The 16,331-nt window shown below is 58.4% G+C and carries 16 protein-coding genes and 1 pseudogene; 13 read left to right on the top strand and 4 right to left on the bottom strand.

Annotation, left to right across the window (positions count from 1 at the left end; all coding sequences use genetic code 11):
- Positions 1-12: 12 nt before the first annotated feature.
- Together HWQ14_RS16140 and HWQ14_RS16135 are read right to left on the bottom strand one after the other, a co-directional pair.
- Positions 13-1,224: a diguanylate phosphodiesterase gene (locus HWQ14_RS16140; protein WP_176610290.1), complete on the bottom strand. Its 1,212-nt coding sequence runs from the start codon at positions 1,222-1,224 to the stop codon at positions 13-15.
- Between the two features lie 90 nt (positions 1,225-1,314).
- Positions 1,315-2,788 (bottom strand): annotated as a pseudogene (locus HWQ14_RS16135) (alpha/beta hydrolase).
- Between the two features lie 267 nt (positions 2,789-3,055).
- Between HWQ14_RS16135 and HWQ14_RS16130 the strand changes: the two are divergent.
- Genes HWQ14_RS16130 through HWQ14_RS16100 form a run of 7 tightly spaced genes read left to right on the top strand, consistent with a single transcriptional unit; the run spans position 3,056 to position 9,884 of the window.
- Positions 3,056-3,910, top strand: coding sequence for a MurR/RpiR family transcriptional regulator (locus HWQ14_RS16130; RefSeq protein WP_176610288.1), 855 nt, complete (start codon positions 3,056-3,058; stop codon positions 3,908-3,910).
- A 12-nt stretch (positions 3,911-3,922) separates the two neighbouring features.
- Positions 3,923-4,495, top strand: a complete 573-nt coding sequence (ddpX, locus tag HWQ14_RS16125; RefSeq protein WP_148419817.1) for a D-alanyl-D-alanine dipeptidase — start codon at positions 3,923-3,925, stop codon at positions 4,493-4,495.
- 15 nt (positions 4,496-4,510) lie between these two features.
- The gene (locus tag HWQ14_RS16120) at positions 4,511-6,043 is read left to right on the top strand and encodes an ABC transporter substrate-binding protein (protein WP_176610287.1); all 1,533 of its coding nucleotides are present in this window, start codon (positions 4,511-4,513) and stop codon (positions 6,041-6,043) included.
- Between the two features lie 23 nt (positions 6,044-6,066).
- On the top strand, positions 6,067-7,089 hold the full coding sequence (locus HWQ14_RS16115) for an ABC transporter permease (RefSeq protein WP_176610286.1): 1,023 nt from the start codon (positions 6,067-6,069) through the stop codon (positions 7,087-7,089).
- Positions 7,086-7,982, top strand: coding sequence for a D,D-dipeptide ABC transporter permease (gene ddpC / locus HWQ14_RS16110; RefSeq protein ID WP_176610285.1), 897 nt, complete (start codon positions 7,086-7,088; stop codon positions 7,980-7,982). Before HWQ14_RS16115 ends, ddpC begins: the two co-directional genes overlap by 4 nt.
- On the top strand, positions 7,979-8,965 hold the full coding sequence (locus HWQ14_RS16105) for an ABC transporter ATP-binding protein (protein ID WP_176610284.1): 987 nt from the start codon (positions 7,979-7,981) through the stop codon (positions 8,963-8,965). The genes ddpC and HWQ14_RS16105 overlap by 4 nt, the downstream gene beginning before the upstream one ends.
- Entirely contained in the window at positions 8,958-9,884 is a 927-nt protein-coding gene (locus tag HWQ14_RS16100; protein ID WP_176610283.1) for an oligopeptide/dipeptide ABC transporter ATP-binding protein, read from the top strand. The genes HWQ14_RS16105 and HWQ14_RS16100 overlap by 8 nt, the downstream gene beginning before the upstream one ends.
- Positions 9,885-9,913: 29 nt before the next feature.
- Here the strand turns inward: HWQ14_RS16100 and HWQ14_RS16095 are convergent, their stop codons facing one another.
- Both HWQ14_RS16095 and HWQ14_RS16090 read right to left on the bottom strand, forming a co-directional pair.
- Entirely contained in the window at positions 9,914-10,342 is a 429-nt protein-coding gene (locus HWQ14_RS16095; protein ID WP_176610282.1) for an OsmC family protein, read from the bottom strand.
- 69 nt (positions 10,343-10,411) lie between these two features.
- Positions 10,412-11,299 carry a LysR family transcriptional regulator gene (locus tag HWQ14_RS16090; RefSeq protein ID WP_245166410.1) on the bottom strand — a complete coding sequence of 296 codons (888 nt, stop codon included), beginning with the start codon at positions 11,297-11,299 and terminating at the stop codon, positions 10,412-10,414.
- A 111-nt stretch (positions 11,300-11,410) separates the two neighbouring features.
- On the opposite strand from HWQ14_RS16090, the gene HWQ14_RS16085 reads away from it, so the two are divergent.
- From HWQ14_RS16085 to HWQ14_RS16060, 6 genes are all read left to right on the top strand, one after another.
- Positions 11,411-12,262, top strand: a complete 852-nt coding sequence (locus HWQ14_RS16085; protein WP_176610280.1) for a Vmh family MBL fold metallo-hydrolase — start codon at positions 11,411-11,413, stop codon at positions 12,260-12,262.
- Positions 12,263-12,312: 50 nt separating this feature from the next.
- Entirely contained in the window at positions 12,313-12,834 is a 522-nt protein-coding gene (locus HWQ14_RS16080; protein WP_176610279.1) for a VOC family protein, read from the top strand.
- A gap of 141 nt (positions 12,835-12,975) precedes the next feature.
- Positions 12,976-13,191 (top strand): biofilm-dependent modulation protein, encoded by a 216-nt coding sequence (bdm, locus tag HWQ14_RS16075; RefSeq protein ID WP_148419808.1) that lies wholly within the window; start codon positions 12,976-12,978, stop codon positions 13,189-13,191.
- 95 nt (positions 13,192-13,286) lie between these two features.
- The gene (sra, locus tag HWQ14_RS16070; RefSeq protein ID WP_176610278.1) at positions 13,287-13,424 is read left to right on the top strand and encodes a stationary-phase-induced ribosome-associated protein; all 138 of its coding nucleotides are present in this window, start codon (positions 13,287-13,289) and stop codon (positions 13,422-13,424) included.
- 176 nt (positions 13,425-13,600) lie between these two features.
- Entirely contained in the window at positions 13,601-15,298 is a 1,698-nt protein-coding gene (locus HWQ14_RS16065; protein WP_148419806.1) for an NAD-dependent malic enzyme, read from the top strand.
- A 338-nt stretch (positions 15,299-15,636) separates the two neighbouring features.
- Positions 15,637-16,326: a hypothetical protein gene (locus HWQ14_RS16060; protein ID WP_176610277.1), complete on the top strand. Its 690-nt coding sequence runs from the start codon at positions 15,637-15,639 to the stop codon at positions 16,324-16,326.
- The last annotated feature ends 5 nt before the right edge of the window (positions 16,327-16,331 follow it).

The following is a 16,331-nucleotide window of genomic DNA, read 5'->3' as shown; positions in this document are numbered from 1 at the left end:
GGGAAATTTTGCTTATCGCTTCAGGTGAGGCCAGTAAATGTCGCCCACGCCATTCAGCTGCGGACGTGAGAACAAAAAGCCCTGAAAGCGGCGAATGCCGGCGGATTCAAGCCAGCACCACTCTTCAATCTTCTCGATGCCTTCCGCCACCAGGGTAATTTCCAGATCGGTACAGCAGCTGACTATCGACTTAACAATCGCCTGCTTTGGCCCGCTCAGGTGGATATCGCTGACGATCTCCCTGTCGATTTTGAGCTTGTCCGGCTGGAACCGGGTAAGCAGCGACAGCCCGGCATAGCCGGAACCGAAATCATCTATGGCCAGCCCGACCCCCTCCGCACGGAGCTGCTTAATGGCGCTGTTAAACTGGTTGAACCCGGAAATCATTTCGCTTTCGGTCACTTCGATGACCACCTGCTCGGGCTGAAGGCCGTGCTTTTTGATCTGCGCCACCAGAAACGCTACCGCACCGGGGACGTTAACCAGCGACATCGGCAGCAGGTTGACGGCCAGCTTGTGGCTGCCAATGCCCAGCTTTTCTGCCAGCGCGAAGGTCCAGGCCTTGGTTTGCAGGTCGGTTTCGTAGATCCGCGAGGGGTCGAGCGTACGAAAGAACTGCTCCGGGCTGCCGCCGTCGTTGCCGCGAATGAGGGCCTCAAGAGAGCTAATTTTGCCCTCGGACGGCTCGATAATCGGCTGCAGCGCAAACTGGCAGGTCTGACCCGCCAACAGGCCTAACCCGTTGCCGAACGGCGTACCTTCCCGCGAGAGCGTCCATTTTTCGGGTTCATACTGTGCCGTCGGTTGAGGAGAGGATTTGCCGACGATAAACGTCTGGATGAATTTAAACACCCGATCGTCAGACGTGAGATAGCTTTCCAGCTTGCTGTAGTGCAGTACCGACTCCAGAACCGCCTTCCGGGTTCGGGCCTGAATGTCAAACAGCAGCATTCCGACATTGTCGAAACGCCTGCGCGGACCGTAATCGCGCATCAGCTCGACCACGCCGTGATGGCGGCTGTCTTCGCGAATGGTCTTAAAAAGCGCGACCACGTTCTCTTCTGTCCCTTCGAGAATTTGCAAAACGTCCCGGCCGCTGGAGAGAAGAATGCCGGAGATGCCCTGCTCCGTGTTGCGGATCCTGGCCCGTTCAACCAGCGCGCTTAACTCTGCAACGGTGCAGGTTAAGCTCAGCTGGCTTCGATAAATGAGAGTTGTCAGCACAGAAACGGGGTCCGATATGAGGTATACGCCTGGACCGTACTGTTTAACACAGTTCCACGGCGTGACCTAATCTATTCCGCGCCGGTACTACTAATCCCCGATACGGCTGTCGATACGCGCCTGCATATAGTCGTAGAACGGGTTTGACGTCACGCGCATCAGCGCATCTTTGCCGACGCTCAGCACCGAGGTCTCCCCCCCGCAGGGCAATGGTCCCGAGGCTAATACCATAGTGATTTTTTATCGCAGGCTGGCGGCCATAAAGATCGTCATCGGGAGGGAACGGAATGGCAACGTGCGACAGAGAGTAGACCTCGCGCGGATAGGTAACCGGCAGCGGGATTGCCGTCTCCCGCGTGCTTCCCGCGGGCGTCGTTTTCGCGACCGTCTGGTAACTGTCGGCGCTGGCGTTGGTAATAATCGTGACACTGTAACGCCTTTGAGCCTCGGGCAGCAGGTCGGCCAGCGCGGCCCAGGAAGCGGGCTTAAACAGCGGGCGAAAGCTCCCGGCCTGGTTGATGTCAATAACCACCAGCTCGCTGCCGTTAGCCGGGAGCTGGTCAAACAGCCCGGTGACCACCGCGCGGGTACTGACCGTTGAATCCATGATCGACTGGAACGCGAGAACCGGTGGCAGCTGCGCCAGCCGGTGTTCCCGGGCGGCGCGGCCGATCTGCTCATGCAGCGCCTGGGTCAACAGCCACGACTGGCGCGCCGCGTTCACCGGGAACGAGTTGTATTTGTAAGGATTGTATTCGGGCGAAACGTTGAGCCACGCGGCTTTGGCAAACGCCGGCAGCATGGCCGGCAGCCCGGCGAACCCGGCAAAGCGGGCAAATGCCGTGACGCCAATCATTGGCGACAGCAAAACGATCTGCTGAGGCTTGCGCAGTTCAGGCGCATCAAGCGAGTCGAGGGCATATTTCATCGCCAGCGCCCCGCCGTTGGAGTAGCCCACCAGGTGCAGGGGAACATCGTTACCCGCCAGGCGCGTCGCCTCGCGCACCGCCAGACGCGTTGCCGCCAGCCACGCCTCCCAGTCAACGTCCGTCAGCGCGCCGGGCGCGGTGCCGTGACCGGGCAAGCGAGGGACCACGGCCACGAAGCCGCGCGTTTGATAATGCAGGGCCAGATGCCTGACGCTGTAGGGCGAATCCGTCAGCCCGTGCAGCAGCACCACCGCCCCGCGCGGTTTTCCGTCAGGCTTCAGGACAAAGGATCGGTTGGCATCCGGGGAAAACTGGCCGGGCCACACCAGGCTCTGGCGGTAGTAGCGGTTAAGCGGCGTGCGCTCCTCCGCCGTTGCTTTCGCCGTCACCTCGCTATCGAGATCGCTGAAGATGGCATTTTCACGCGTGAGGTACTGCGCAAAGCTCGCGTTGTCCATCTCGCGCATAGACATCTCGTCTGCCCGCCAGGTGTGCCACGAATGCAGCGCCGGCCCCTGCTGTGAAAGATATACGCGCACCGAAAGCAGCACGATCAGAACGATCCCGACGACGATCGCCAGTTTTTTTGCGAGAGCCATCAGGCGCACGCTGACCCGCCAGGGCAAATTCGCCATGTGAGGCTCCCTCTCTTGTGCATAGTGCCGCCATCTTACCAAAAAATGTGAAGAGACTGACGTATTCACTAAATAGATAGCCGTCAGATCCTGCGCTGCACCAAAAGTGAACTACGCTGCACAAATGTTGTTCATTCGTTAATTAAATATTGCATTAACTTTGCAGCACAGCGCGCTTTCGCCGCAGTGTGAGTATGGCACGCATCCTGCATTGTTAATCAGGTAACAAACATCGGGACTTTGACAGCCGGTTAACAGCGAGGCGGTATGACGACAAAACCTGAGGTGCTGAGCCGTATCGAGGGAACCTTCAGCCAGCTCACCCCGAGCGAAAAGCGGGTGGCGAGCTGGATGCTGGCGCACGTCGAGCAGATCCCGTTTGAAACGGCAGAGAGCGTGGCGCTGGCAACCGCTACCAGCGGCATCACCGTCGGACGCTTTCTGCGCAAGCTGGGCTACCGCAACCTGGACGATGCCAAAAAAAGCCTGCGCGATCCCCGCCAGCCCTGGGGCATTAACGAGCGCCTCGACTCCTGGAAGCAGCAGCAGCCGCTGTCGGATCGCGTTCAGCGCTCCCTCTCGCTGGAGGTGGATGCTATTGCCCACGTCTATCAGCTGGCGCAAAGCGAGACGTTCAGACAGGTCGTTCAGCGGCTTACCCATGCTGACGCCGTCTTCGTGCTGGGGATCCAGTCCACGCGCGGGATCGCCAACGCGTTCTTCAGCCATCTTGAATATCTGCGCCCGCGCGTGAGCTATTCCGAAGGGCTCTCCGGCAGCTGGGTGGAGTCGCTTAACTCCGGCTTTGCGCACCCGTATATCGTGCTGACGGATACCCGCGCCTACTCCGCCATTGCCCGTCAGTACTGCCGCGTGGCGAGTGAAAAAGGGCTGCCGATGGCGCTGATCACCGATATCTGGTGCCCGTGGGCGCGGGATTACCCGATTGATTTACTCCAGGTGAAGACCGATACCGGCCATTTCTGGGATTCGCTGGCGCCCGTGAGCTGCCTGTTCAACCTGCTGCTGTCGGGCGTGGTGGAGGCGCTGGGGGATGCGCTGCCGGAGCGTCTGGCAATCAACCGACAGTTACAACAAGAGTTTGGTCAATTCGAACGCTAAAGGAGCGGAGCTATGCCCGAAGAGAATCAGCTGATTGACGTGGCGAAAACCTTTCCCACGCTGCATATCGATCTGAAATACGCGACCGCCGACAACATCACCGGCCGCCCGATCTACCAGCAGGCTACGTGTCTGCTGCATACGGATGCCGCCACCGCGCTGGCAAAGGCCATCAGCATCGCCGCGCTGGCCGGACTGAAGCTGGTGGTCTACGACGCCTACCGCCCCCAGCAGGCGCAGGCGCAGCTCTGGGATGCCTGCCCGAATCCGGAATACGTCGTGGACGTGGCGGTTGGATCTAACCACAGCCGGGGCACCGCCGTTGACGTCACGCTCATGGACGAACACGACAACGTGCTGGATATGGGGGCCGGCTTTGACGACATGCACGAGCGTTCCCACGCCTGGCACCCTTCCGTACCGCCCGAGGCGCAGCGCAACCGGCTGCTTCTTAACGCCGTGATGTCCGGCGGCGGTTTTGTGGGCATCAGCAGCGAGTGGTGGCATTTCGAACTGCCGAACGCCGCAGGCTATCCGCTGCTGGATGACCAGTTCGCCTGTTTTACGACCACACACTCACTCTAATTCTGGAGCCCGGCCATGAAAACAACGCTGCTTACGACCCTGATTGCCGCTACGCTCGCCCTGAGCGCCCCGCTCGCGCTGGCGGCTGTGCCAAAAGATATGCTGGTGATTGGCAAGGCCGCCGACCCGCAAACGCTCGATCCGGCGGTAACTATCGACAATAACGACTGGACGGTGACCTATCCCTCCTACCAGAGGCTGGTGAAATACAAGCCGGGCACCACGGAGGTGGAAGGCGATCTGGCGACGGGCTGGAACGCCTCGGAGGATCGGAAGGCGTGGACGTTCACCCTGGCGGATAACGCAAGGTTTTCCGACGGCACGCCGGTAACCGCCGAAGCGGTCAAGCTGTCGTTTGAGCGCCTACTGAAAATCGGCCAGGGGCCGTCCGAGGCGTTTCCGAAAGATTTAAAGGTGGAAGCGGTGGATGAGCACACCGTGAAGTTCACCCTCAGCCAGCCGTTTGCCCCGTTCCTGTATACGCTGGCCAACGACGGCGCGTCGATCGTCAACCCGGCGGTGCTGAAGGCCAATGCCGCCGACGATGCTCGCGGTTTCCTGGCGCAAAACACCGCCGGTTCCGGCCCGTTTATGCTGAAAAGCTGGCGCAAGGGTCAGCAGCTGGTAATGGTGCCTAACCCGCACTGGCCGGGCGAAAAGCCGCACTTTAAGCGCGTAGCGGTGAAAATTATTGGCGAAAGCGCGTCGCGTCGCCTTCAGCTTTCCCGTGGCGATCTGGACATAGCCGACGCGCTGCCGGTGGATCAGCTTGCCGCCCTGAAGCAGGAAGGCAAAGTGGCCGTGGCGGAGTATCCGTCCCTGCGCGTGACCTATCTCTATCTTAACAACGGTAAGGCCCCGATGAATCAGGTGGAATTGCGCCGCGCGGTCTCCTGGGCGACCGATTATCAGGGGATGGTGAAAGGCATTCTCAGCGGGAACGGCAAGCAGATGCGCGGCCCGATCCCGGACGGCATGTGGGGCTTCGATGCGAACGCCATGCAGTACAGCTTTGACGAAGCCAAAGCCAGGGCGGCGCTGGAAAAGGTGAAAGACAAACCGGCCAGCCTGACGTTCCTTTACTCGGATAACGACCCGAACTGGGAGCCCATCGCCCTCTCCACCCAGGCGAGCCTCGGCAAGCTGGGCATTAACGTCAGGCTGGAGAAACTGGCCAACGCCACCATGCGCGACCGCGTGGGCAAAGGCGACTATGACATTGCCATCGGCAACTGGAGCCCGGACTTCGCCGACCCGTACATGTTTATGAACTACTGGTTCGAGTCGGACAAAAAGGGGCTGCCGGGCAACCGCTCGTTCTATGAGAACAGGGAAGTTGACGCGCTACTGCAGGCGGCGCTGAAAACCACGGACCAGGCGGAGCGCGCCCGCAGCTACCAGCAGGCGCAAAAGGTGGTCATTGACGAGGCGGCTTACGTTTATCTGTTCCAGAAGAACTACCAGCTGGCGATGAACAAAGAGGTCAAAGGCTTCACCTTTAATCCGATGCTTGAGCAGGTCTTTAACATCGCCACCATGAGTAAGTAACGGCCCACGCCGGGGGGAAGCGTATGACGTTCTGGAGCATCGTGCGCCAGCGCTGCTGGGGATTAATCCTGGTGGTGGCTGGTGTCTGCATTATTACCTTTATTATTTCACACCTGATCCCCGGCGATCCGGCCCGCCTGCTGGCCGGCGATCGCGCCAGCGACGACATCGTGCAGGGCATCCGCCAGCAGCTGGGGCTGGACAGGCCGCTCTATATCCAGTTCGGCCGCTATGTTGAGGCGCTGGCGCACGGCGATTTAGGCACGTCCATACGCACCGGACGCCCCGTTGCGGAAGATTTGAAGGCCTTCTTTCCCGCCACGCTGGAGCTGGCCTTCTGCTCCCTCCTGCTGGCGCTGATGGCCGGCGTGCCGCTGGGCATTTTATCGGCGGTATACCGTAACCGCTGGCTGGATCATCTGGTGCGGCTGATGGCGATGACCGGCATCTCGACCCCCGCCTTCTGGCTGGGGCTGGGGGTTATCGTACTGTTCTACGGTCAGCTGCAGATCCTGCCCGGCGGCGGCAGGCTGGACGACTGGCTCGATCCGCCCGCCCACGTTACCGGCTTTTATCTGCTGGACGCCCTGCTGGAAGGCAACGGCGAGGTGTTTTTCGACGCCCTTCAGCACCTGATTTTACCCTCCCTGACCCTGGCTTTCGTGCACCTGGGGATTGTGGCGCGTCAGGTGCGCTCCGCGATGCTGGAGCAGCTGAGCGAGGATTACATTCGTACCGCCCGCGCCAGCGGGCTGCCGGGCTGGTACATCGTGCTGCGCTATGCCTTACCCAACGCCATGATCCCCTCCATAACCGTGCTTGGCCTGGCGCTGGGCGATCTGCTGTACGGGGCGGTGCTTACCGAAACCGTGTTTGCCTGGCCGGGAATGGGTGCCTGGGTAGTGACCTCCATTCAGGCGCTGGACTTCCCCGCCGTCATGGGCTTCGCGGTCGTGGTATCGCTGGCGTATGTCTTCGTTAATCTGGTGGTGGATCTGCTGTACCTGTGGATCGACCCGCGAATCGGGCGCGGAGGTGCCGAATGATGTTAACTCAGGAAACGCCCGCGCCCGTCAGCACCGCAAAACGGCGCGTCAGCTGGGCAAAGCTGTTCTGGACATTGCGAAAAAGCCCGCTCACGCTGGCCGGCGGCGTAATTATGATCCTGATGCTGCTGCTGATGGTCGTCTCGCCCTGGATTGTGCCGCACGATCCGAACGCGCTGGATCTGACCGCGCGCCTGCAGGCCCCGTCGGCACAGCACTGGTTTGGCACCGATGAGGTGGGCCGGGATCTGTTCAGCCGCGTGCTGGTGGGCAGCCAGCAGTCCATCACGGCGGGTCTGGCGGTGGTGGCGATAGCGGGCGGTATTGGCTCCCTGCTCGGCTGCCTGTCCGGCGTGCTCGGCGGGCGCGGCGACGCCGTTATTATGCGCATAATGGACGTTATGCTCTCGATCCCCTCGCTGGTGCTGACGATGGCGCTGGCCGCCGCGCTCGGCCCAAGCCTGTTTAACACCATGCTGGCGATTGCGATCGTGCGCATTCCGTTTTACGTGCGGCTGGCGCGCGGGCAGACGCTGGTGGTGCGCCAGTTTACCTACGTGCAGGCCGCACGCACCTTTGGCGCATCGCGCTGGCACCTGATCGCCTGGCATATCCTGCGTAACGCCCTGCCGCCGCTGATCGTGCAGGCCTCGCTGGATATCGGCAGCGCGATCCTGATGGCCGCCACGCTGGGCTTTATTGGACTGGGCGCGCAGCAACCTACCGCCGAATGGGGGGCGATGGTGGCCGTGGGCCGCAACTACGTGCTCGACCAGTGGTGGTACTGCGCGTTTCCGGGAGCGGCAATCCTGATCACGGCGGTCGGGTTTAATCTGTTCGGCGACGGTCTGCGCGACCTGCTGGATCCTAAATCAGGAGGGAGGCAGTCATGAGTGATGCCGTATTATCGATTGAAGATTTGCACCTGAGCTTCCCCATTTTTCGCGGTGAGGTTCACGCGCTTAACCACGTCTCGCTGGAGATTGGCCGGGGCGAAATTGTCGGCGTGGTGGGCGAATCCGGCTCGGGGAAATCGGTCACCGCGATGCTGGCGATGCGTCTGCTGCCGGAAGGCAGCTATCGCGTACACCACGGACGCATCACGCTTCTCGGTGAAGACGTGCTGAACGCGTCGGAAAAACAGCTCCGCCAGTGGCGCGGCGCAAAGGTGGCGATGATATTCCAGGAGCCGATGACGGCGCTCAATCCCACGCGGCGAATCGGGAAGCAGATGGTGGAGGTTATCAGCCAGCATCAGCCGCTTTCCCGCCGCGAGGCGCAGCAGAAGGCAATCTCCCTGCTGGGCGAGATGCAAATCCCGGATGCGGCGCAGGTGATGGAGCGCTATCCGTTTGAGCTATCCGGCGGCATGCGCCAGCGGGTGATGATCGCCCTCGCCTTTTCCTGCGAGCCGGAGCTTATCATCGCCGATGAACCGACCACCGCGCTGGACGTGACCGTGCAGCTCCAGGTGCTGCGCCTGCTGAAGCATAAGGCCCGCGCCAGCGGGACGTCGGTGCTGTTTATCAGCCACGACATGGCGGTGGTGTCTCAGCTTTGCGATCGTATGTACGTCATGTACGCGGGCAGCGTTATCGAAAGCGGCAGCACCCGGGCCCTGATTCAGCGTCCGGTTCACCCTTACTCGATTGGCCTGCTGCGCTGCGCCCCGGAAAACGGCGAGCCGCGTGAAATACTTCCGGCCATTCCCGGCACGGTGCCGAACCTCAGCCACCTGCCGCGCGGATGTGCCTTCCGCGAGCGCTGCTTTGCGGCCGGTGCGAAGTGTGGCGAAACGCCGCCCCTGCTGACGACGGGCGCGGAGGGTCAGCAGGCCGCCTGCTGGTATCCACAACAGGAGTCGCGCCATGTCTGAAATACTGCTTGAACTGGATGACGTGCACGTGAACTTTCCGGCGCGTAAAAACTGGCTGGGGCGCGTGACGGAACGTGTGCACGCCCTGAACGGCCTCGATTTGCAGATCCATCGCGGCGAAACGCTGGGCATTGTGGGGGAATCTGGCTGCGGCAAGAGCACCCTGGCACAGCTGCTGATGGGCATGCTCAAACCGAGCGCCGGGGCCTGCCAGCGCGCGAACGGGGCGGGCGGCATGCAGATGGTATTTCAGGATCCCCTTTCGTCTCTCGATCCGCGGCTTCCCGTCTGGCGCATCATCACCGAACCGGTGTGGATCCAGCAGCGGCGCAGCGAGCGGGAACGTCGCCAGCTGGCCGCGGAGCTGGCGCAGCAGGTGGGGATCCGCCCGGAATACCTTGACCGCCTCCCGCACGCCTTTTCCGGCGGACAGCGCCAGCGCATCGCCATTGCCCGAGCCCTCTCTTCGAACCCGGACATTATCGTGCTGGATGAACCCACCAGCGCGCTGGATATCTCCGTTCAGGCGCAGATCCTCAACTTGCTGGTCACCCTGCAACGGCAGCGAAACCTGACGTTTGTGCTGATCTCGCATAACGTTTCGGTGGTCCGGCACATGAGCGACCGCGTGGCGGTGATGTATCTGGGGCAAATCGTGGAGCTGGGTACGGCGGATCGGGTGCTGAACCATCCCCGTCATCCCTATACGCAACTGCTGCTTGACTCCGTTCCCCGCACCGGTGAACCGCTCGATGAAGCGCTGGCGCTCAGAAAGACCGATCTGCCCGGCAATCGTCATCTGCCCGTCGGGTGCTATTTCCGGGACCGCTGCCCGCTGGCGGCGAAGGGATGTGAGCAGCCGCAGGCGCTGCTGGCCTCATCGGGGAGCACGCGCGTGCGCTGCTGGCGTAACGGTTAAAATGAGCCGGGCGGATGCCCGGCTGCGAGTCAGTTGAGCTTATAGTCCAGGGTGATTTCAGCCTTGAGCAGCTGCGAAACCGGACAGCCCGTCTTCGCTTTCTGGATGATGCCGTCAAACTGCTGCGGATCGATACCCGGTACCGTCACCTTGCTCTGTAGCGCGACCTTGCTGATGGCAAAACCGCCGTCGGTTTTATCCAGGGAGACATCCGCCGTGGTATCAATGGAGTCTGCGGTATAGCCCGCTTCGCCCAGCATCAGCGATAGCGCCATTGAGAAACAGGCCGCGTGCGCCGCGCCAATCAGCTCTTCCGGGTTTGTCCCTTTTTCGCCCTCAAAACGGGTGTTAAAGCCGTAAGGTTGCTGGTTAAGGACGCCGCTTTCCGTCGATACCGTGCCTTTCCCGCGCTTAATGTCGCCAGACCAGTGTGCTGAACCGTGCTTATGAATCGTCATTATTGCTCTCCTTTTGGCTTACAAAGGGTTAAGTATAGGACGCCTAATCCGTTTTGCAGGGAAGACAGACTAGTCCGATCGCGACGCAAGGCCGTTCGCCAGCGCGTCAAGAAACACCCGCTGCGCCGCAGGCTGGTAGTCACGCGACTGATAAATGCCAAAAATAGCGATCGGTTTTGGCGTATAGGCGCTAAGCACCGGCACCAGGCTACCCTGCCGTAGCGCCGCGTCGGCCTCACGTTCGGGCAGCATGGCGATGCCGCAGTGGTTTATCGCCGCCTCCATCAGCAGGGACGAGATGCTGGCGCTGAGGTTGCCGCTGACGGCCGTCGAAATCGTCTCGCCTTCAGGCGAAATAAAACGCCACGACTGCCCGGCAAAAAAGCTGTAGTGCAGGCAGTTGTGCTGCGCCAGATCCTCCAGCCGCCCGGGGACGCCCCGGGCTGCAAGGTAGCGCGGCGAGGCGCACAGCACGGACCGACACTCCCCCAGCCTGCGGGCAATCATGCCCGGCTCGGGGCTATCGGTGATGCGGATCGCCACGTCGATCCGCTCCCCCACCAGGCTCACGGGATGATTATTCACGTCCAGCTCAACGCGCAGCTGCGGATAGCGCTGCAGCAGGTCAGGCAGAATCGGGGCGATCAGCTGGATGGCGGTGAAGTGCGCGCAGGCGACACGCAGCGTGCCGGAAGGCGAATCCTTCACCGACTGACCTTCAATTTCCTGGGAAATTTGCGAGAGCGTGCGCGTTTTCTGGAGCACCTTTTCCCCCGCCGCCGTCAGCGTCAGCTTGCGGGTGGAGCGGTTTACCAGCCGCGCGCCGGCCCACTTTTCCATCTGTTCAAGGTAGCGGCTAACCATCGGGCGGGAGATCCCCAAAGCCCGTGCCGCCGCGCTCAAACTTCCCAGCTCGCAGATGCGGTTGTACACCTGGGCGGCAATGACGCGATCCATTCTGACCTCCATTTGCTCGATTTATGAAACTAAGCATCTCCTGTTTCAGGAATTCTGGCAAATGCAGAGATCCGTACAATAGAGACTTTCCTGAAGAACAGAGATAAGACTATGAAGATCGCCCGCCTTGCTATGCTGTGTACCCTTTTCGCTCCGGCTGCGTTTGCCGCGCCGTTAACCATCGATACCTATAACCCGCAGGAAAAGGGCATTTTTGCCGTCTCCTCCACGCTCGTTTCCGGCCCGAAAGAGGCGGTACTGTTTGACGCGCAGTTCAGCGTAAAGGACGGCGAGGCGCTGGTGGAGAAAATTCGCCGCAGCGGAAAAACGCTGAACAAAATCGTTATCACTTCCGGCGATCCGGATTTCTACTTCGGCCTGCAGCCGCTGGTGAAAGCCTTCCCGAACGCCAAAGTGGTGGCCACGCAGCAGGTGGTGGACCACATCAGGGCCACTAAGGACGCCAAGCTCGCCTTCTGGGGACCGCAGATGAAAGACGGCGCGCCGACCCGGCTTGTCGTGCCGCAGGTGATTGCGTCCACCACCTTCATGATTGACGGTGAGCGGGTCAACATTGAAGAGCCTGAAAGCTACGCGGCGTACGTCTGGATCCCGTCCGCGAAAACTATCCTTGGCGGTACCGGCGTTTCGTGGGGCATTCACGTCTGGACGGCAGACACCCAGACCAAAGCGAGCCGCCAGCAGTGGCAGCAGACGCTGGATAACATGGCGGCGCTTAAGCCAGAGCGCGTGATCCCGGGCCACTACCTGGGGACACCGCCTGCGGGAACGGGCGCTATCGACTTTACCCGCCGCTATCTTCAGCAGTTTGAACAGGCCCTCACCTCACATAAGGATTCAGCTGGCGTAATCAGCACGATGAAAAAACAGTGGCCGGAGCTGGCTGAAGCGAGCTCGCTGGAGCTGAGCGCCAAAGTAAACACCGGCGAAATGAAGTGGTAATAACCTGATTATCTCCTGCTATATTTACTTTTTTATAGCAGGAGATATATATGCATTCGTCAGTAAGGGGCATCGACCATATTGGTATTACGGTGCCCGACATTGAAAAAGCCACCTTATTTTTTGAACAAGCTTTCGGCGCGCGGGTTTTATATCACTCTGTCGATGCTGAAACCGATAATATTGACCAGTCTGCCCAGCAACACACCTTAAGGCTCTTCCCCGGCACAAAAATCCGCGCCATCCGCATGCTCGCCATGCCCCACGGGCCCGGTATAGAACTCTTTGAAATGCACGGCCCAGAACAGGGCATGCCCGCCCGCGCCAGCGACTTCGGCTTGCAGCATTTTGCTGTTTATGTTGATGATTTTGAACACGCCATAGCGGCATTTACCGCTGCCGGTGGTGAGATGTTTACTAAGCCGAAGCCGCTCTCTTTTCCGGATGAACAGGGTGAAGGGAATGCTTTCTGCTATGGTCAAACGCCATGGGGCAGCATTGTGGAATTGATCTCATGGCCTTCCCCAATGCCTTATGAAAAAACAACTAATTTACGCCGCTGGAAACCCTAAATTTTATTTCTGTGCTACGGGATGTGATATTTTTATTTCCAGGACGAATCTGAGCCACAACGGCAAAAATATTTGTCACTCTGAATGTGAATTAAGATTTTGCACGCCGTAACATTAAACAGAGAACGACACGGAGGCAGCATGTTTACTTATTACCCGGCACATACCACAGCAGCACAACCTGAACTCGTTAACGCGATTGCACAGGGTCTTCACGCCGAGCACGGTGTTGTAACTGAAGATGACATTTTGATGGAACTGACCAGGTGGGTGGAAGCCACGGACAATGACATCCTCAGTGACATCTACCAGCAAACCATTAACTACGTTGTCAGCGGGCAAAGGGCACCTTTGTAAAAACCTGCTAAGCTGGATCTGCAACCTAAGGGGTTACATTTCGTTTGCGGAAGCAAACTTGTCCTTAAAACTATCAACAGGATTGAGGAGTTAACATGAAATCGAACCGTCAGGCACGCCATCTTCTGGGACTGAACTACAAACTCTCTAACCAGCGCAAGGTGGTTATTGAAGGGGGTAGCGAAACGCAGGTGACCCACACCACCGGCAGGAAACGCCAGACCGGCAAGTAAGTTCCGGCACGACATTCACGACACCATCGGTAATCCCGGTGGTGTTTTTGTTTATGTGTTGCGGTAATTAACATTTAGCTCCTTTATAATACCCCCCGACCGCAGCCCGCAGCGCACGCCAGAAAGATGACAAACAGCAGTGTCAGGGACGGTTCTTCTTAAAAAGAGTGAGTGACATGGACAACAAACTGAAAAAACATCGTTCCCTTTATATTCCTTACGCCGGTCCGGTTTTACTGGAGTTTCCGCTTCTGAACAAAGGCAGCGCCTTCAGCATGGAAGAGCGCAGCAGCTTTAACCTGCTGGGCCTGCTGCCAGAAGTGGTTGAAACCATCGAAGAACAGGCAGAACGTGCCTGGATCCAGTATCAGGGCTTCAAAACCGAAATTGATAAGCACATCTACCTGCGAAATATCCAGGACACCAACGAAACCCTCTTCTACCGCCTGGTGCAGAACCATCTCGAAGAGATGATGCCCGTCATTTACACCCCAACGGTCGGCGCGGCGTGTGAACGTTTCTCTGAAATCTACCGCCGCTCCCGCGGCGTGTTCATCTCTTACCAGAACCGTCACAACATGGACGACATCCTGCAAAACGTGCCTAACCACAACATCAAGGTGATCGTGGTGACCGACGGCGAACGTATTCTGGGCCTCGGCGACCAGGGCATTGGCGGGATGGGTATTCCTATCGGTAAGCTCTCCCTGTACACCGCCTGCGGCGGCATCAGCCCGGCATACACCCTGCCGGTGGTGCTGGACGTGGGAACCAACAACCAGCAGCTGCTGAACGATCCGCTGTACATGGGCTGGCGCCATCCGCGCGTTACCGACGACGAGTACTATCAGTTTGTTGATGATTTTATTCAGGCCGTGAAGCACCGCTGGCCGGACGTGCTGCTCCAGTTTGAAGACTTCGCGCAGAAAAACGCCATGCCGCTGTTGAACCGCTACCGCGATGAGATTTGCTCGTTCAACGACGATATTCAGGGCACTGCGGCGGTAACCGTCGGTACGCTGATCGCCGCGAGCCGCGCGGCAGGCAGCCAGCTCAGCTATCAGAAAATTGTCTTCCTTGGCGCCGGCTCCGCCGGGTGCGGCATCGCCGAACAAATTATTGCCCAGACCCAGCGCGAAGGGCTGAGTGAAGAGCTGGCCCGCTCCCGCGTCTTTATGGTTGACCGTTTCGGCCTGCTGACCGACGGTATGCCGAACCTGCTGCCGTTCCAGACCAAGCTGGTGCAGAAGCGCGAGAACCTGAAGAACTGGGATACCGATAACGAAGTGCTCTCACTGCTGGACGTGGTGCGCAACGTGAAGCCGGATATTTTGATCGGCGTATCCGGGCAGACCGGTCTCTTCACGGAAGAGATCATTCGCGAGATGCACAAGCACTGCGAGCGACCAATCGTGATGCCGCTGTCGAACCCGACGTCACGCGTGGAAGCCACGCCGCAGGACATCATCGCCTGGACCGAAGGCAACGCGCTGGTCGCCACCGGCAGTCCGTTTGATCCGGTAGTGTGGAAGGACAAGCTGTACCCTATCGCCCAGTGCAACAACTCCTACATCTTCCCGGGAATTGGTCTGGGGGTTATCGCTTCCGGCGCGTCCCGCATCACCGACGAAATGCTGATGTCAGCAAGCGAAACGCTGGCTGGCCACTCTCCGCTGGTGAACAACGGTGAAGGACTGGTGCTGCCTGAGCTTAAGGACATTCACAAGGTGTCCCGCGCCATCGCGTTCGCGGTGGGCAAAATGGCGCAGCAGCAGGGAGTTGCGGTGAAAACCTCGGCCGACGCGCTGCAGCAGGCCATCGACGATAACTTCTGGATGCCGGAATACCGCAGCTATCGTCGTACTTCGATTTAACTCTGCGTTCCGACCGTTCCCTCTCCTCAAAAGGGAGAGGGAAAGCGAACACCGTCTACCCTTAATTCTCTTCCCGCTACTTCGGCATTTCCCCTCCCCCTTTATTTAAAAAATTAATACTCCAGCAATAATTCATACCCCAGTGAAATATAAAAATTACGCATAACACTTTTTGCCTAATAAACTGTTTTTTTTAAGCGTTTAGTAACGTTTTGCAATACGCATAAAAGGCGTTTTGAAATGACAATCAAGGGATACTGTTGGCTGAAAGGTGAAGGAAGCGCAGACATAAAAAGCACTCTTTATGTGCAAAATCGCGAGGGAAGCAAGGAGTTGTTATGTACTACAGCAATGAAGTAATACGTTATTTGCAGGCGAATAACATCCTTGCATTAAAACTCGACCATGCATTTACAGGCGTAGGAAAAGCCTTAACAAATCAGATTGAAACGATCGGCGCCGGTGCAACGCGCGCACTCTATTATACGTCATGCTTTACAGATGAATATCAGGACGTATGCCAGAAACAAAAGTCCGAAGACATCCGATTTACCAAAGGGGTTTATCATATTATATGGCATACAGATGTTGTGTATGAAATGCTCAAAATCTATTTTGAAGAAGTATTCCGGCACAAAACTTCCGATCAGCTAGAGCATATCAAACATTTGCTAATGGCAGTAAATATTCATATTGCCGCAAGTTCACTTACAAACGCAGGATTTGCTTTAGCAACAGCTTCATTTGTTGCCGCGGGCATGAGTTTAAGTCTTGAACTTAGTGTACTGACAGGACGAAGTGCAGGCGGATTTGTTGGGATTATTGGCATAAATGGCGTTGTGCAGAAAGCGGCAGATAGCGCCAGTCGCCTTCATATAACCTACCCAGACTACTACTCGGCGTTATATGCACAAGAATTGGAAATGATGTACTTCCTGATAGAACCATTGTTTGAACGAGCTGGGGCGTTTAAAGCACAATGGGGGTCGGAAGATGAAATTGCAGATATCATCAGAAGGCTGATTTGATGAAC

The organism is Enterobacter cloacae (genome assembly GCF_013375935.1).
Lineage (GTDB): Bacteria > Pseudomonadota > Gammaproteobacteria > Enterobacterales > Enterobacteriaceae > Enterobacter > Enterobacter pasteurii.
Note: the sequence above shows the minus strand (reverse complement) of the source record. Positions and strands in the feature narration are given on the sequence as shown.

Excerpts from the sequence above, each read along its gene's own strand:
- HWQ14_RS16130 (WP_176610288.1), top strand. The coding sequence starts at position 3,056 with ATGACGACAAAACCTGAGGTGCTGAGCCGTATCGAGGGAACCTTCAGC.
- ddpX (WP_148419817.1), top strand. The coding sequence starts at position 3,923 with ATGCCCGAAGAGAATCAGCTGATTGACGTGGCGAAAACCTTTCCCACG.
- HWQ14_RS16120 (WP_176610287.1), top strand. The coding sequence starts at position 4,511 with ATGAAAACAACGCTGCTTACGACCCTGATTGCCGCTACGCTCGCCCTG.
- HWQ14_RS16115 (WP_176610286.1), top strand. The coding sequence starts at position 6,067 with ATGACGTTCTGGAGCATCGTGCGCCAGCGCTGCTGGGGATTAATCCTG.
- ddpC (WP_176610285.1), top strand. The coding sequence starts at position 7,086 with ATGATGTTAACTCAGGAAACGCCCGCGCCCGTCAGCACCGCAAAACGG.
- HWQ14_RS16105 (WP_176610284.1), top strand. The coding sequence starts at position 7,979 with ATGAGTGATGCCGTATTATCGATTGAAGATTTGCACCTGAGCTTCCCC.
- HWQ14_RS16100 (WP_176610283.1), top strand. The coding sequence starts at position 8,958 with ATGTCTGAAATACTGCTTGAACTGGATGACGTGCACGTGAACTTTCCG.
- HWQ14_RS16095 (WP_176610282.1), bottom strand. The coding sequence starts at position 10,342 with ATGACGATTCATAAGCACGGTTCAGCACACTGGTCTGGCGACATTAAG.
- HWQ14_RS16090 (WP_245166410.1), bottom strand. The coding sequence starts at position 11,299 with ATGGATCGCGTCATTGCCGCCCAGGTGTACAACCGCATCTGCGAGCTG.
- HWQ14_RS16085 (WP_176610280.1), top strand. The coding sequence starts at position 11,411 with ATGAAGATCGCCCGCCTTGCTATGCTGTGTACCCTTTTCGCTCCGGCT.
- HWQ14_RS16080 (WP_176610279.1), top strand. The coding sequence starts at position 12,313 with ATGCATTCGTCAGTAAGGGGCATCGACCATATTGGTATTACGGTGCCC.
- bdm (WP_148419808.1), top strand. The coding sequence starts at position 12,976 with ATGTTTACTTATTACCCGGCACATACCACAGCAGCACAACCTGAACTC.
- sra (WP_176610278.1), top strand. The coding sequence starts at position 13,287 with ATGAAATCGAACCGTCAGGCACGCCATCTTCTGGGACTGAACTACAAA.
- HWQ14_RS16065 (WP_148419806.1), top strand. The coding sequence starts at position 13,601 with ATGGACAACAAACTGAAAAAACATCGTTCCCTTTATATTCCTTACGCC.
- HWQ14_RS16060 (WP_176610277.1), top strand. The coding sequence starts at position 15,637 with ATGTACTACAGCAATGAAGTAATACGTTATTTGCAGGCGAATAACATC.